The organism is Mycobacteroides sp. CBMA 271 (assembly GCF_009729205.1).
GTDB lineage: Bacteria > Actinomycetota > Actinomycetes > Mycobacteriales > Mycobacteriaceae > Mycobacterium.
Map to the genome: position 1 here is coordinate 301,485 of NZ_VTHB01000008.1, position 15,333 is coordinate 316,817.

Genomic DNA, 15,333 nt, shown 5'->3' on the forward strand with positions numbered 1-15,333 from the left:
CCAAGCTCCTTTTGCGCACACTTCGATGGGGGGCATCGCCAACGTAACATACGTTCCATCCTGAATGTAAGAGTCAGAAGAACGGGCTCGCCCCGTGGTGAAGCCCCACAAAACCACCAGTAAACGGACGGAACTTTTACCTACAGTGCGGTTTGTTTCTGTGCGCCACGCGCCGGCGCGCGAAGTCGCAGCTCCAGCATCTGCTTGGCCCGCAACCAGCGCCGGTCCCGGGTTTCCTGGGAGGCAGTCAGGCTGGTGATGAGGATCCCGCGAATGATGTCCATGGCGAGCAGGCCGAGATCGCGTCGGTCCTTGGGCGAGCTCGGTTCGGGATCGTTGCCGTTATCAAGCACATTGAGCGCCGACAGATTGTGCAGCACCATCTTCTCGAACTGATCCAGGTGCACCCGCAGATCGGGCTCGGTCCGCGCCGCGATGAGTAGTTCGACCACCGCGACGAACATCGGCCCCTGGTGAATCCGCCACAGCACATCGAGGTACCGGTCGATCGGATCGGTGGACTGATCCATCGCCATCAGCTCTTCGAGCACCGCCTGCGTGCGCTTGAACGCCAGGTGCCGCACCGATTCGGCCATCAGCTCCGACTTGGACTGGAAGTGATGGATCAACGCACCGCGCGTGACACCGGCTCGCCCCGCGATGCGGGATGTGGTGGTGCCGGAGTAACCGAACTCGATGAGACAGTCGATGGTCGCCTCGAGCAGCCGGGCGCGCATCGCCGCCGACCGTTCCTCCTGGGTGCGTCGTGCCGTGGGCATGCCCACATTGCACCACAGTCAACGGAACCGAAAAGTGGCTATCGGCCGGTGACTTGGTGGAAGATCTGCCCGGCCTGCGCCTCGTACTTGGCATAGGCGTCGGGGAAGGCCGAGCGCTGAACCGCCTGTGCGGCTTGGGCAACACTCATGTCCTGCCAACCCGACACCTTCACCAACTGGTCGTAGAACTTACCGGCCGACCTCGCGGGATCCATCAAATCGGCTGTAGCACCCCAGCTTTGACGCTGCTGGAACGGGCCCACCGAGTCGTGGTCTTGCCCCACACCGTCATTGGGGAGCATCATCGAGTCAGGCACCGATCCATTCGCGAGGCTACGCAGGCCCGACTCGGTGAGCGCCGTCGCCAGCGCAATCTGGATGGCCTCGGGCGACAACCCGCGACGCAAACCTTCCTCGATGATCTTCCGAGCGACTTCCATCTGACCGGCATCGAGATTCATGAATACCGACGGGCCCGAGGGCCTCATCGAGGGGGCGCCCGTGTTGGAGTAGGTGCCGTCAGGAGTGCCGTGGCTCCCACCGCCATGGCCGCCGCCGCTGCCCCCACCGAAACCGCCACCGCTTCCGCCGCCAAAGCCACCCCCGTGGCCGCCGCCTTGACCACCGCCGAAGCCACCGTTCATGGCACCACTGGCCGCGCCACCGCCAGCACTGGCCGGCACGAACGCCGCGGGCTGAGTGCTGGCAGAGTTGTGTTCTTGGTCGACGTTCTCCGACGCCTTACGCAGATCGTTGGACGAAGTACGGTCGGCCTCTTCGAGCGCCTTGAGCGCCTGCCGAATCGAGTCGGTCAGCCGTCGGGCCTCCGCCTGCAGATCCTTACGGCCCTCCGGAGCGGTCACGGTGCCGTCGTCGGCAACATTCAGCCCCTTGGAAGTGGCCTCGTCCACCAGGACCATCACCTTGTCGCGGGCAGCGGTGAGCGATGAGTACCCGCCACGGACTGCCTCGGCGACGCTGCTGATCGCGTACGAGAGCCGGTTCGTCGAAGACTGCTCGTTCGATGCGTGGTTGTACGCGGAATTGAAGGTCTTGCCCTGCCAGTACGACTCCGCCGAGTCCAGATCACGGACCACGCCGTCAATGGACAGGTCCAAATTCTTACTCGCGTCTTCGATGGCTTTCGCGGCAGTGTCCAGGTTGGAAACGTCCCAGCCGCGCAGCTGCGAAATTGTCGGCCTCATAGGTTGACCTCCCCGGCCTTGGCCACACGCTTGGCGTTCACGGCGTCCTGCCCGATGAGCACACCCGCGCTGCTCTGGACATACGACGAGATGGCCTCGATGCGCTCGGATGCGCCGCCCCCGGCGCGCTTGAGTGCGCCACTGACCGCCCGCAGCACCTCGGCGAACTCCGTGCCGGCGACCGCGTTCGCCGCCGCCTCGAAATCGACGTCGGGGAATGCATCCTTCGCGCGGCCCGCCACTCGACTCGCCAGTCGTGACATCTCGGCGCCATTGGCCTTCATGATGTCGTTCATACGTATCCTCCCCGGGGAAACCGCGCGGTTCATCGGCAGAATTGTGCCTCTGAACAGATACGACGACACTAGTCGTCATTCGGTTCCATCTTTTTCAGCCTTTTTTCAGCATTCTTCGTGCCGCAACGTCCAGCTGGGAAGAATGCAACGCATGGGCGACGAAGTCGCACGAACCCATTTCACCGGCGAACACCGCCGGGCCTATCGCACCAAGGTGCAGAACTGTCTGGACGTGTTCGAGACCATGCTGTCGGAGTCCAGCTTCGACTTCGAGCGACCGCTGACCGGCATGGAGATCGAGTTCAACCTGGTTGACGGCAACTACCAGCCCACGATGATGAATACCGAGGTTCTCGCCTCGATCGCCGATCCCGCATTTCAGACCGAGCTGGGCGCCTACAACATCGAGCTGAATGTGCCGCCCCGTGCGCTTCCGGGTTCCGCGGCACTTGAACTCGAGGACGAGGTGCGGTCCAGTCTCAACGCCGCATGCGAACGAGCCGGTGAACTCGGCGCCCACATCGTGATGATCGGCATCCTGCCCACGGTGATGCCCGAGCATCTGGAGGGCCGGTGGATGAGCCCGTCGTCGCGATACCAAGCGCTCAATGACGCAGTGTTCACCGCCCGCGGCGAGGACATGCAGATCGATATCGCGGGCACAGAGCGGCTCAGCGTGAGGTCACCGTCGATCGCACCGGAATCGGCGTGCACCAGCATGCAGCTGCACCTTCAGGTGGCACCCGACGATTTCGCCGCCAACTGGAACGCGGCCCAGGCACTGGCGGGCCCCCAGCTAGCGCTCGCCGCCAACTCGCCGTTCTTCTTCGGCAAGTCGTTGTGGGCCGAAACTCGGGTGGAGCTGTTCACACAGTCCACCGACACCCGTCCGCAAGAATTCAAGATCCAGGGGGTGCGCCCTAGGGTGTGGTTCGGCGAGCGCTGGATCACGTCGATCTTCGATCTGTTCGAAGAGAATGTTCTCTACTTCCCGTCACTGTTGCCGGAGATCTCCGACGAGGACCCCGCGGCCGAGCTCGCCGCCGGTAGGGCACCGCGGCTTCAGGAACTGCGGCTGCACAACGGAACCATCTACCGCTGGAACCGGCCAATCTACGACGTGGTCAACGGCACCCCGCATCTGCGGGTAGAGAATCGGGTGCTTCCGGCCGGGCCGACGGTCATCGACGTCATGGCCAATGCCGCGTTCTACTACGGAGCATTGCGCGCACTGTCGGAGGACGACCGGCCCGTCTGGACCAAGATGACTTTCGCTGCGGCGCATGAGAATTTCCTCGAAGGTGCCCGGCGCGGCGCAGCGGCCAGGTTGTATTGGCCGGGGGTCGGGGAGATCGCCGCCGACGAGTTGACACTGAGACACCTACTGCCCATGGCCCATGAGGGTTTACGACGCTGGGGCGTGGCCCCCGCGGTGCGCGACCGCTATCTGGGTGTGATTGAGGCGCGCGCGAAATCGGGCATCAACGGCGCGGTGTGGCAGACACGTACCGTCGGCGCACTGGAGGAACGCGGGCTGAATCACAACGCGGCGCTCACCGAAATGCTCCGGATGTATTGCGAACACATGCATTCCAATGAACCGGTGCACACCTGGGAGCAGATCTAGAGACCGATCGATGATCAGGACAGCGCGGGCCAGGTGCTCAATAGGCTGCGCCGCGCGCAGGGACAACTAGCCGGGGTAATCGGCATGATCGAGCAGGGGTGCGACTGCGACCAAGACGGCAGTACACCACCGCTGACGGAAGCCGAGCTGGAGAAGCTGTTCCTCGCGCTGACCTAAGTTTCTCCCGTTGCCAGAGTGGCTGAAGTTGTTGGCGGATTCCCTTGCAGGGCAGCATCCGTCACGGTAGATTCGAATGTATGTTCGACTCCATGGGGGGATGCTGAGCTGATCGACGTGATCACCTCCGCCCAACGCGCCGAGGCCCAGGCCGCCGCGCGGCGACTGGCCGCGATCGGCGCCCTGGTGGACCGGCACGCCGACCCCAACCAGGAAGAACCCCAGGACCGGTTCGCCGTGGACCGCTGGGATGGGGGTGGCCGCCCAAATCGCTGCCGCCCAGGGCATCACGCATGCCTTGGCCTCTCACCAGATGCGCTACGCCTACGTGCTGCGACACCGCCTCAAAGCCGTGGCGGCCCGATTCACCGACGGACACATCGACTTTCGCACCGTCGCCCTCATCATCGGGCGCACCGAGCTACTCGAGGATGACGCCGTGGTCGCCGCCGTGGACGCCGCGATCGTGGCCGCGATACCCCGCTGGGAACGCTGGTCGATCAAACGCATCACCGCCGCCCTGGACGCCCTCGTCTACCGCCATGATCTCGACGCGGTACGGCGCACCAAAACCGCCACCGATGACCGACACCTGCAGATCCGACCCCTGGACACCGGGAACCCACTCGCCGAAATCTGGGGAGTCCTACACACCCCTCATGCGGTGGCCCTCGACAAACGTCTCGATCAACTCGCCACCACCGTTTGCGGCGCCGACCCACGCACCAAAGCCCAAAAGCGCGCCGACGCCATCGGCGCCCTCACCCAAGGCCACGACCAGATGCACTGCACCTGCACCGATCCCGACTGCGCCGGCCGCGCCATGGCCGACACCCCAGTAATCGTGCACATGGTCGCCAACCAGACCACCCTCGAAGACCCCGACAGCGTCGAACCCGCCCAGGTCTCCGGATTCGGGGTCATCAACGCCGAACAAGCCCGCCAGATCGCCACCACCCCCGGAACACGCATCCGTACCCTCGAGTCCGAGGCCACGGACCGCTACCGGCCCACCCGCGCCCTGGACGCCTTCGTGCGGTGCCGCGACCAGATGTGCCGATTCCCCGGCTGCTCGCAACCCGCCGACAAAGCCGACCTCGACCACAGCATTTCGTATGCCAACGGCGGACACACCGACGCCGACAACCTCAAAGCACTGTGCCGCAAACACCACCTACTCAAAACCTTCGGTGGCTGGCGCGAGATCCAGGAACCCGACGGCACCATCATCTGGAAAGCACCCACCGGACACCTCTACACCACCACCCCGGCCAGCAGCCTGCTCTTCGCCAACCTCACCCGAGCCCGCACCCGCACCCAAAACCGCGAACAACGCCGGGCCGCAGAACGAAACCACAACCGAGCCGAACGACTGCAACGCCAAGCCGAACAAGCCGCCTACGCCGAAGCCAACCCACCGCCCTTTTAACAGGCGCCCTTAGAAGAGCCGGTTCCCTTCCGGAGACAACACAAAGCCGTGTTGTTCAACCAGCGACGGGGTTGGGCTCCAGCGTAGCGATAACACTTGGCTCGTCAAACACCTCCACCGTAGGCCAATCTTGAATTATCCCAGTATCTTTCGAGCGACTGTCATCGATGTCATGGCCGACGCCGCGTTCCAATACGGGCCGTTACGCACCCTGCCCGAGGACGACAGGCCGGTCTGGCCCAAGGTGACTTTCTCTGCGGCACATGAGATTTCCTCGAAGGCACCCGTAGCGGCGTGGGCCCCCGACGTGTGCGACCACTATCTGGGCATCATCGAGGCGAGCGAAGTCCGGCATCAACGGCGCAGCGTGGCAGACCCACACAGTCGGCGCGCTGGAAGAGCGCGGATTGAATCGCGCTGCGGCGCTCACCGAGATGCTCCGAATGTATTGCCGCCACATACATTCCAATGAACCGGTGCACACCTGGGAACTGCTGTAAGGGTTCTCCCGGCATCGAGATGCGCCTTTTGTGGTGAAAGTTCGAGTGGATCTCTGCATTTCGTAGCTTCCGGAGTGGCTCGTTGAATACCGAATCTCATCGGGGAATAGCTACAATCGCCTGATGATGGCGTGGGGAGCCGAACGGGGGCGTCAACGGTGCTGGATGTTCTGAAGCGCACGGGCCTGCTACTACGACGGCACGGGCCCTGGCTGGTCGCGATTTACCTCGTCGGGTGGCTGGCCCGTTACGGTGCACTCCATCTCGCCGTGTACGTGAGTCTGCACGTTGGCGGACTCTGGGGCGGCCTGGTCTTTCCACTTGTGGTGCTGGCGCGCATGCTGACCTATGTCGCGATGTTCTGGGTGCTCAGGCGTGATGTCGTAGGTACGCAGGTGAGCTACCGAGTAGGCCTAGACGCGCTGGTGCGCGCGGTCGTTCCGATATTCGTCTTGTTCAGCGCCTGGAAAGTCAATCTTGAAGACTACAACCAGTTTTCCTATGTGCAAGCCCAGCGCTACTTCGCGATGACCGAAGACGCGGGCGGGAATTCCACGAAATCCATTGAGGACGCAAACCACTTTCTCGCACCAACCGGATGGCCTATCTATCTGACCATCGTAACGATCTTTGCTGCACGTATGGTGCTCACCAAATACCAGGACCGCATGCCCGCCTGGGTGCAGCTCATCACGCTCTACCTTCAGGCAACCTGGCTCTACCTGCTGGTCGCCGCGGCCGGCCGTCGCTTGTTAGGAACACCAACCTGGATCGGCGAGCGACGCATCGTCATCTGGTATCACGCTCAACGGGACGAGTTGCTCTCACGTTTCAAGGTGCTTGGTCCGTTATGGGATTGGGCCACCGGCTGGTTGGGTGATGCGATACCGCCCACCCTGATCGCACTGACCTGGGTGGCGTTCGCAGGAATCATCTTCGCGATCAATCCGCCCGCCACCTGGCGCAGCGTCGGCCTCAACGTACTGGGCGCCTCCCGAGCCGAGCGGCTAGCCCGCGCGCGCGAGGACGTCACGCGAGAATTCAGCAGCTGGCGTCCGTGGCTGGTCAACGGCATTCGGTCTCGTGGAGCAGAGATCGCCGACAGCATCCTGGGAATAGTGTCCTCATTGAGCGATTCGATACGGCTGGTCCTACACGCGCGCGTGTGGGTTGTCGCCTTCTATGTCGCCGCGTTCACCGGGCTGTTGCTGCTGTTCCCGACCGGTGTCTATTACAACCCAAACGTTACCGACGGTCTTGCGTGGCGAGTGACGGCCTTACTCATCGGCCCGCAAGACACTGAATGGTGGGCAAGTTATATGGTGAGCATCCGCGCCACACTGGGGGCGATCATCGACCCCATCCGAGTCTGCCTGGTCGCAGCCATGTACTGGCACTGCATCAGCGTCGTTTCTCACGAAAGAAATCATTTACCCAGCTCGAAATGAACGATCTCGCGGTCGCCTTTCGGGAGAAAAAGGACCTCGGCCCCCACGATTTCTGCGTCAGTAGGCACGAGAGCTACGATCGCCAAAGACTTCACGGATCCAGTGCAGAAAAAATTGCCATCGTAATCTTCTCCCAACGCTTTTAACAAGGCTCTCGACCATCGCGTGGGGTAATTTCCGGACCGCCAACGCCGCCCCTCGCTGTCGTAGACGTAAGCCCAGGCGTTGCATCGCTGGTTTCCGATATCGGCTTCCAAGACCGGATTTCCGTTCTTAGTGCGATCGAATGCCACCGCAATAGGCCGCGTCGACTCGGGAAGTTCTAGCCGTCCGTTGTGGTCGGAACGCGGCAGCGTGATAGGCACGTTCCGGAGTCGCCAATGCACGCCGTCACGTACATATTCTGACCCGGCCGCGACGTTGGTCGCGTCATGCCAACGCCCCAGGTGCTCACGCCATTGAGGATATCCGATAGTCCACAGAAAGACAGCAATCGCAACGACTATCACGACAAACGCGACCGCATTACGCGGAATACGCCCAATCAAATCCGCCCCCCTGAATTAGGAATATCAACCGATTTGCGGTCAATCAGCATCGACACCGGCATGTCAATCATAAGCCGAGAATCAATGGGCCATCCCTCCACCGTCAGATCAATGAATTTTGACTGACTCGACGTAAGCATGAGTGTAAGATTCCCCAGATTCCGGGGAACATCAAACACGCATGTGTACTTTATTGGCACCCCCGGTGGGCCACAGTTCGGAGCCGGCTCGATCTCGGTCCGGAAGATCTGATTGTCAACACGCAATTCTGGCTTAAAGCTCTCCGCTTTCGATATCGACGCGCATTCCATCTCGACAACCAACCACCGACCGGCAGCGGCTTCAGCATCACCGGTGTATCGGTCCCATCTAACGATCCGAGTGGAATACACAGCGGTAACTCTCGCGCTAATGTCCCTGCCACTCAACCACTGGTTCCCAGAGCCATGAATATCGATCGGTGCATACGACTCGCTTCTCGTAGGAGTGCTCCGAAAGAAGAATGCCGTCAACGCGAGGAATGCAACGGCAAGCGCTACTTGCGCGAGACGCACCATGCGCCCATTTTTCGGCATACTATCCACATCCTTGAATAGCAGCGCTCACGTTCCCGTACCGCGCGATTGGCGTCGTATGAAAGATTCTCACCGTGCCGTTTACGTCTTCGCGCAGCTCCAAGTCATACATCCGGATGGTGGCGGTCCCCGGGGTATCCCATTTGTCCGGCGCTACTCCCCAATACAACGTCAAATCGAGCTTCTTACCCGGGGGAAAAGCAAATACATTATTGAATCTCCCGGATGGACGATACGCACCAAAATACTCATACTCGACGGCATCTGCGAGCGTGAATGGCGCCTCAGAAGCGTTCTTTGATTTGAATGCACTACCAAGCTCTACGGCTTCATTACCGAGATTCTCGACAGTGACGTAAAGCGCGATCACTCGCCACGACTTCTCCAGAGCCTTTTCGAGTGAGTAGGTTGACGTTCCTCGGCGTAGCTGTTCGACGTCACAAATTCCGTCAAACCGACGCGGTGTGAGCTGAAGCATCCCGTTGTCGTAGGTTTCACCCAAGGTCACCTGAGTGGCGGCGGATCCCTTGTCGAGACCGCCAAATCCGGCGGTGACTGCCAGAACCGATACCAGCGCCACCCGGCCGAGGTTCTTCAGCGAGACGCGGTCGATGAATCGCCGATTCTCGGGTCCGCTCGACTCCGATACTGCCCCACCCCCACCCATCGCAGTAGCATACGACGCCTTACCCTCGAAGCACCTTCGCTAGCGCTTCCAATTCCTCATCGGTGCCGTCGACATGCGGACTGATCCGCAGCACCGGCTTGGTCATCTCGAACGGCGCCCGCATGGTCTCTGCGGCTGTCGTCACGATCCCGTGTTCCTCGATGAGGCGAGCCCGCACCTCGACGATGTCGACGTCGCCGACGGGCTCCAACGTGGTGATGGCACTTGGCTCGTCCATGGATTCCACCACCCGCCAATCCTTCAGGTCTCCCAGGATCTTTCGAGCAGCCCGTCCGCGTTCAGCAAGAGCTCCCTGTACCTCCGCTGCACCGGCGGCGAGATGCTGGCCCACCGCCACCGACAGGCCCACCCAGCCCGCGATGTGCGCTTCGACGTGACCGGCCCACTGCGGAATCAGATGCGCGAGCGTCGGATTGATGGCGAGCACACCCACGCCACGTGGACCGGCCAGCCACTTGCGCGACGGTGCGTACATGGCGTCCGCACCATACGTGCAGTCGACATGCCCCAGAGCCTGCGCGGCGTCGACCACAACGGGCACCCCGGCCGCGCGGGCCAACGCGACCACCTCGGCGGCGGGCTGCACCGTGCCGCGGTGGCTGCCCACCGCCGTGACATGCACCAGGTCAATCTTCTCGCGGCGCAGGAAACCTTCAATCCCGTCAAGGTCGGCGCGACCGGACCCGTCGACCGGCAGCCAGACCGGAGTGAACCCAAAGATGTTCATAATCATCAAGTTCGGGCCGAACTCCCCGGGCAGACAGGCGATAACCTTGCCAGCTTCCGCGGGCCAGGACTGTAGAAGCGTGCGCAACGCGTCGGCCGCCCCGGTGGTGAAGAGCACCTCGGCCTCGGGCATACCTGTCAGCTGACGCACCGCGGTGCGCCCGGCGTCGAGGACCGGCGCCGCGGCCTCCTGCGCCACATACCCGCCGATCTGCGCCTCATGTTCGGCATGCTGCGCCACCGCGCGGATGGTTTCGACACTCTGCCGTGAACAGGCGGCCGAATCCAGATGCACACCCAGCACCGGCGGACGAGCCTGACTCCACTCTTCAGTCAAGTTCATTCCTTCACCGCCAGCGACAGTCCAAAGTCGTTGGAATCGTCAGTCCACCACTGAATCTGACGCAGTCCAGCAGCCGCCAACTCGGCCACCACACCCTCGCGCCGGAACTTGCACGACACCTCGGTCAGCATCATCTCTCCGACCGCGAAATCGACCACAAGGTCCAGCGCTTCGATGCTCACCCGCTGATCACGCCCGGAGCGCAGCCACATCTCCATGCGCTCCTCATCGCCATTCCACAGCGCGACATGCTCGAAGGCGTCGAGATCGAAATCCGCGTCGAGCTCACGATTGATCACCGCCAGCACATTGCGATTGAATGCGGCCGTCACCCCAGCACTGTCGTCGTAGGCCCGCACCAGTCGCTCAGTATCCTTGACTAAATCCGTGCCCAGGAGCAGCATTTCACCGGAATCAAGTGTCGCGGCGACGTCGGCCAGGAACTGCGCACGCGGCTGCGTCGTCAGGTTTCCAATCGTGGAACCCAGGAACGCGACCAGCCGTCGCCCCTCCCGTGGAATCCGGCCGAGGTCCTTCTCGAAGTCCCCACAGACTGCGCGGACCCGCATCCCCGGGTACTCATCGACAAGTGCATCCCCCGCGGCACGCAGCACACCGGAATCCACATCGAACGGGATGAACGTGTTGGGATCCAACGCATCCAGCAGCATCCGGGTCTTTTCGGAGGTTCCGCTGCCCAGCTCTACCAGGGTGTCGGCACCCGAGGCCTCCGCAATATCGGCGGCATGTGCACGGAGCAGCGCCGCCTCGGTGCGCGTCGGATAGTACTCCGGAAGACGGGTGATCTCGTCGAACAGATCACTACCCACCTCGTCGTAAAACCACTTGGGTGGAAGCGATTTCGACGTTGCCGTCAAGCCTTGCCGTACATCACGTCGCAAGGCCTGAGCCGCCGCTCCGGAGGACAGGTGATTTTCCAGCGTCAAGCTCATAACGGCGTCACTTCTACCTTCCCATCGCGTACCCGCACCAATCGCCGGTCCCGGATATCGACCCAAGACGGGTCGTCGTCATACGGCTCACTCGCCACCACCACGCCGTCGGCGGCCTCCAGAATCGACAGCGTGTCACCCCACGTCGTGGCGATCAACTCATTTCCATTGGCCGCCAGGATGTTCAGCCGCGCCTTCGGATCATCGCTGCCGACCTGCCGGACCGTCTCCCCCAGGTTCTCCATCCCCGCGGCGAAGATACGCGCCGCCAGCACGGCGCTGTCGACCACCGACTCCGTACCCGACACCGGCCCCACCGCGTCGCGATCGACAATTCCGTTGTGGGACAACAACCAGGTCCCGTCAGTGAACGGCGCAGCAGCAGACTCGTCAATAGGCATGCCGACGCTAGCCGACCGGACGGCCGCCACCACACACCCGCTGTTCAGCACCGGAGCCACCGAGGCAAACGACGCATCACCCCACAGCGGTCGCGCGCCGCGCCACCTATGTGGCCCTCCGTCGACGAAGAATCCGGCACCCCAGCCGTCGGCGTTCACCAGGCCATGTTGTTGGCGCCGTGGGGCATACGACTGCACCAACAGGCCGTGCGGTGGCTCCAGGATCAACGACGCCAGGCTCCGCGGCGCACCCAACCACCCGAGGTGTCTACACATCCCAGGCCAATCGAACCCCACTGAAGATTTGCCTGCGGATCGGGTGATCCCAGTTCCGGAAGCTGGGGCGCACGATGGACGGGGCCACGGCCCACGATCCGCCACGCAGCACCCGATAGTCACCGGCCCCGGAACCTTCGAAGAACGGCTCGCTGTACTGCTGATAGATCATCGGGGTGAAACCCGGCCAGGGCCGCAACGGGGACGTCGTCCATTCCCACACATCGCCCAGCATCTGCTCGGCGCCGTACGCCGACGCGGACGCCGGATAGGCCCCCACGGGAGCGGGCCCCAGCGCGTCGCCACCGAGATTCGCCCGCTCACGGCTCGGGGCATCCTCACCCCACGGATAACGCCGTCGCGCAGCGCGTTCCGGATCCCATGCGCAGGCCTTCTCCCATTCGACCTCGGTCGGCAATCGCGCACCCGCCCACGCGGCGTAGGCCTGCGCCTCGTGGAAGGTGACATGTTGCACCGGCTCATCGGGCGTGATCTCCACCTCCCGACCGAACCGGGTAAGCGTCCCGCCCTCGTTCCAAAACATGGGCGCTGTCAGGCCTTCGGCACATCGGTGCGCCCACCCGCCATCGGTCCAGAATTCCTCGCGACGATATCCCCCGTCGGCAATGAACGCAGACCATTCGCCGTTGGTCACCGGAACTCGCCCGATGCGAAAACTCTTGAGGTGCACAACATGTGCGGGCCGTTCGTTGTCAAGGGAAAACGGCTCGTCGGTCGCGCCAACACCGAGAACAAAGGGCCCCTCAGGCACCAGCACCGAGGTTCCCGCCACACCCGACCGTCCCGGCGGCAGCGAGTCGACGCGTTCCAGCAGCGCGGCTCCTCTACGAATCGACAACGCCTGCAACATGGTTTCGTTGTGCTGATGTTCGTGGCTGAGCACCAGTGCGAGGTTGAATTCGTCGGCGGTGTCCAGCCGATCCAGGACCCGGCCCCGCACCTCATGACAAAACGACCGCGCCTGCGCCGGAGAGAGCAACGGCAGCTGCACCCTGCTCGCGCGGGTGTGACGGAACGCGTCGTAGAGCGACTCGATATCTCCGGGCAACATCCCGGGCCTTCGTGGATCACCGCCGCGCAGCAGCCACAGTTCTTCCTGCTGCCCGATATGCGCGAGATCCCATACCAACGGACTCATCAGCGGGTCGTACTGACGGTGCAACTCCGTGTCGTCGTGGTCGGTGATCATCAGCGTGCGCAGCCGAGCCGCTTCCAGATCCCGCGCCAACGCCGCCCTCGTCACTGCGCAGCTCCCGACAGGGTAACTCCCGAGAAGGCCTGCACCACACCGTATTCAGCGACATTGTCGGTGAAATCGTCGGCCGGACATCGTCCTTGCTCCGCCCGTCCCAGCAGGTCGAGCATCTCCGGCAGCAGCGCATCGGGCGCTACGGAACAGGCCGCCGCAACCAACCGGCAGGCCGCACTGCGCAGGCCGTCATCGGCCAGACCCACGCGCGCCGCCGTCTCCCAGGCATCGCCGACGGGTTCCACCGCCTCCGCGGCGATCTCTGCCGCCGCCGGATGGTCAAGCACCGCGGTGGCCGTGAACGCCAGGGCCGGCCACCAGAAATCCGGTGCCGCGTCCAGGTACCGCAGTTCGAACCACCCGCGTGGACGTACCGGAGGAAACAAGGTCGTGAGGTGGTAGTCGAGATCCTCGGTGGTTGGTCGGCGATCGCCCACCATCACCTGTCCCTCAACCCACGCGGAAAACGGCACATCATCAACAACGGCATTTGCGTCGCCATTGCTTCCCCGGGCCAACATGACCGGTGCCTGCAGGGCATACCGGGCCCATGACTCGGCCGGGTCGTCGCCGATGGAGACGGGGCCGCAGCGACGAGGGTCCATACGACCCCAAATCCGTTGCCGGGTGTTGCGCCATCCCGTGGCCTGCCCAGCGAGCATCGGGGAGGACGCCGACAAGGCCACCAAGGTGGGGCCGATGCGCTGTGCCTGATCAAAGCGGTCCCGCCACTGCTTGCGGCGCCCCGACTGCAGATTGACCTGCAACGACGCCGTCAACGTCATCATCTGGGCGCCGGGTTCGCCGCGACCGGCGGCGTCGAAATGCCGGGCCATCGCGGTGTACCGCGGGCTGGGATTTACCCGTTCCGGCGCGCGAAGTGGATCGGTACCGAGAGCCGCGAGCGCCACACCCGCAGCACGGAAGGCACGGGCCAGGATCTGGCGGTCCGCGCGCATCGCGGTGATCGCCGAGGAAATGTCGGGGTGCGGTGGACCGGAGAGCTCCACCGCACCCCCAGGCTCGAAGGTAATGGTGCTGGCGCCGGGCAGGGGACCTATCGACGCGGCGATCTCTTGCAGCCGCTGCCAGGAGACACGCCTGTCCGGATGCGCCAGGTCAACGCTGTGGGACTCCAGCTCGAGCCCCACAGCTCCTACCTCGTCATCGCCGAACGCGTGCCGCGCGATGTATTCGGCTGCCTCATCCGCACCGGAGAGCAACGCATCAAGCCGGGTGGCCATCTATCCAATGTTGCACAAGCCACCGACAAGTTGCTCTACTTCGGCTGCAGCCGGGCCCCGCCGTCGATGCGAATTGTCTCGGCGTTCATGTAGCTGTTGGTCACCAGCTCCAGGGCCAGCGACGCGAACTCCGAGGAGTTACCCAGGCGCTTCGGGTACAGCACGTTCGGTGCCAGGCGGTCCTTGAACTGTTGCGCGGAATCGCCCTCGCCGTAGATCGGGGTGTCGATAAGTCCCGGCGCAATGGTGTTGACGCGGATACCCACAACCGACAGATCGCGCGCGATCGGAAGCGTCATGCCCACGATGCCGCCCTTGGACGCCGAGTAGGCGGCCTGGCCGATCTGACCGTCGAACGCCGCGACGGAGGCGGTGTTGACGATGGCGCCGCGCTCACCGAACTCGTCGACAGGCTCTTCCAGGCTGATGGCGGTGGCGGCGAGACGAATGAGGTTGAAGGAGCCGATCAGGTTGATGGCGATGACCTTGGAGAAGATGTCGAGCGAGTGAGCCGAGGCGTACTGCCCGTCCTTGCCGATGGTGCGCCCGGGCCAGCCGACGCCCGCGCAGTTGATGAGTACGCGCACCGGGCCGAGCTCCTTGGCGGCGTCCACGGCGGCGATGCCGTCGGTCTCGCTGGTGACGTCGGTGTGCACAAAGGCGCCACCCAGTTCCTTGGCCAGAGCCTCGCCCTTTTCGTCCTGAACGTCGGCGATGACGACCTTGGCGCCCTGTTCAGCGAGCAGGCGAACAGTTGCGGCACCTAGACCCGAGGCGCCACCCGTGACGATTGCAGACACACCATTGATATCCATGAGCCGCACCATAACCGATCGGTTGGTTGGGAG

The 15,333-nt window shown here is 63.2% G+C and carries 14 protein-coding genes and 2 pseudogenes; 5 read left to right on the forward strand and 11 right to left on the reverse strand.

Features of this window, described 5'->3' with window-relative positions; all coding sequences use genetic code 11:
- Positions 1-140: 140 nt before the first annotated feature.
- From FZI91_RS21455 to FZI91_RS21465, 3 genes are read right to left on the reverse strand one after another with little or no spacing between them, the layout of a single operon-like run.
- Complete coding sequence (locus FZI91_RS21455; RefSeq protein ID WP_155941097.1) at positions 141-779, reverse strand: TetR/AcrR family transcriptional regulator; 639 nt, start codon at positions 777-779, stop codon at positions 141-143.
- Positions 780-817: 38 nt separating this feature from the next.
- Positions 818-1,984, reverse strand: a complete 1,167-nt coding sequence (locus tag FZI91_RS21460; protein ID WP_155941098.1) for a hypothetical protein — start codon at positions 1,982-1,984, stop codon at positions 818-820.
- The gene (locus FZI91_RS21465) at positions 1,981-2,280 is read right to left on the reverse strand and encodes a hypothetical protein (protein ID WP_155941099.1); all 300 of its coding nucleotides are present in this window, start codon (positions 2,278-2,280) and stop codon (positions 1,981-1,983) included. Before FZI91_RS21465 ends, FZI91_RS21460 begins: the two co-directional genes overlap by 4 nt.
- A 151-nt stretch (positions 2,281-2,431) precedes the next feature.
- Between FZI91_RS21465 and FZI91_RS21470 the strand changes: the two genes are divergently transcribed.
- The 5 genes and pseudogenes from FZI91_RS21470 to FZI91_RS21490 all read left to right on the forward strand — a co-directional run bounded on the left by FZI91_RS21470 (position 2,432) and on the right by FZI91_RS21490 (position 7,461).
- Positions 2,432-3,907 carry a glutamate-cysteine ligase family protein gene (locus tag FZI91_RS21470; protein WP_155941100.1) on the forward strand — a complete coding sequence of 492 codons (1,476 nt, stop codon included), beginning with the start codon at positions 2,432-2,434 and terminating at the stop codon, positions 3,905-3,907.
- A 6-nt stretch (positions 3,908-3,913) separates the two neighbouring features.
- A pseudogene (locus tag FZI91_RS24370) lies at positions 3,914-4,015 on the forward strand (metal-sensing transcriptional repressor); the annotation flags it as partial.
- A gap of 325 nt (positions 4,016-4,340) precedes the next feature.
- Positions 4,341-5,513 (forward strand): DUF222 domain-containing protein, encoded by a 1,173-nt coding sequence (locus FZI91_RS21480; RefSeq protein WP_309224199.1) that lies wholly within the window; start codon positions 4,341-4,343, stop codon positions 5,511-5,513.
- Positions 5,514-5,670: 157 nt separating this feature from the next.
- Positions 5,671-6,013: pseudogene (locus FZI91_RS21485) on the forward strand (glutamate--cysteine ligase); the annotation flags it as partial.
- A 338-nt stretch (positions 6,014-6,351) separates the two neighbouring features.
- Entirely contained in the window at positions 6,352-7,461 is a 1,110-nt protein-coding gene (locus FZI91_RS21490; protein WP_162526647.1) for a hypothetical protein, read from the forward strand.
- Here the strand turns inward: FZI91_RS21490 and FZI91_RS21495 are convergent.
- The 8 genes from FZI91_RS21495 to FZI91_RS21530 all read right to left on the reverse strand — a co-directional run bounded on the left by FZI91_RS21495 (position 7,440) and on the right by FZI91_RS21530 (position 15,300).
- Positions 7,440-8,009, reverse strand: coding sequence for a hypothetical protein (locus tag FZI91_RS21495; protein WP_155941102.1), 570 nt, complete (start codon positions 8,007-8,009; stop codon positions 7,440-7,442). The genes FZI91_RS21490 and FZI91_RS21495 overlap by 22 nt on opposite strands.
- 576 nt (positions 8,010-8,585) lie before the next feature.
- On the reverse strand, positions 8,586-9,164 hold the full coding sequence (locus FZI91_RS21500; RefSeq protein WP_155941103.1) for a hypothetical protein: 579 nt from the start codon (positions 9,162-9,164) through the stop codon (positions 8,586-8,588).
- Between the two features lie 106 nt (positions 9,165-9,270).
- Positions 9,271-10,341, reverse strand: coding sequence for an ergothioneine biosynthesis PLP-dependent enzyme EgtE (gene egtE, locus FZI91_RS21505; RefSeq protein ID WP_155941104.1), 1,071 nt, complete (start codon positions 10,339-10,341; stop codon positions 9,271-9,273).
- Positions 10,338-11,288 (reverse strand): L-histidine N(alpha)-methyltransferase, encoded by a 951-nt coding sequence (egtD, locus tag FZI91_RS21510; RefSeq protein WP_203448883.1) that lies wholly within the window; start codon positions 11,286-11,288, stop codon positions 10,338-10,340. Before egtD ends, egtE begins: the two co-directional genes overlap by 4 nt.
- A gap of 2 nt (positions 11,289-11,290) precedes the next feature.
- Positions 11,291-11,971, reverse strand: a complete 681-nt coding sequence (gene egtC / locus FZI91_RS21515; protein WP_155941106.1) for an ergothioneine biosynthesis protein EgtC — start codon at positions 11,969-11,971, stop codon at positions 11,291-11,293.
- Positions 11,964-13,235: an ergothioneine biosynthesis protein EgtB gene (gene egtB / locus FZI91_RS21520; RefSeq protein WP_162526648.1), complete on the reverse strand. Its 1,272-nt coding sequence runs from the start codon at positions 13,233-13,235 to the stop codon at positions 11,964-11,966. Before egtB ends, egtC begins: the two co-directional genes overlap by 8 nt.
- Entirely contained in the window at positions 13,232-14,485 is a 1,254-nt protein-coding gene (gene egtA / locus FZI91_RS21525) for an ergothioneine biosynthesis glutamate--cysteine ligase EgtA (protein ID WP_155941107.1), read from the reverse strand. Before egtA ends, egtB begins: the two co-directional genes overlap by 4 nt.
- Before the next feature lie 35 nt (positions 14,486-14,520).
- Positions 14,521-15,300 (reverse strand): SDR family NAD(P)-dependent oxidoreductase, encoded by a 780-nt coding sequence (locus tag FZI91_RS21530; RefSeq protein ID WP_155941108.1) that lies wholly within the window; start codon positions 15,298-15,300, stop codon positions 14,521-14,523.
- Positions 15,301-15,333: the final 33 nt, after the last annotated feature.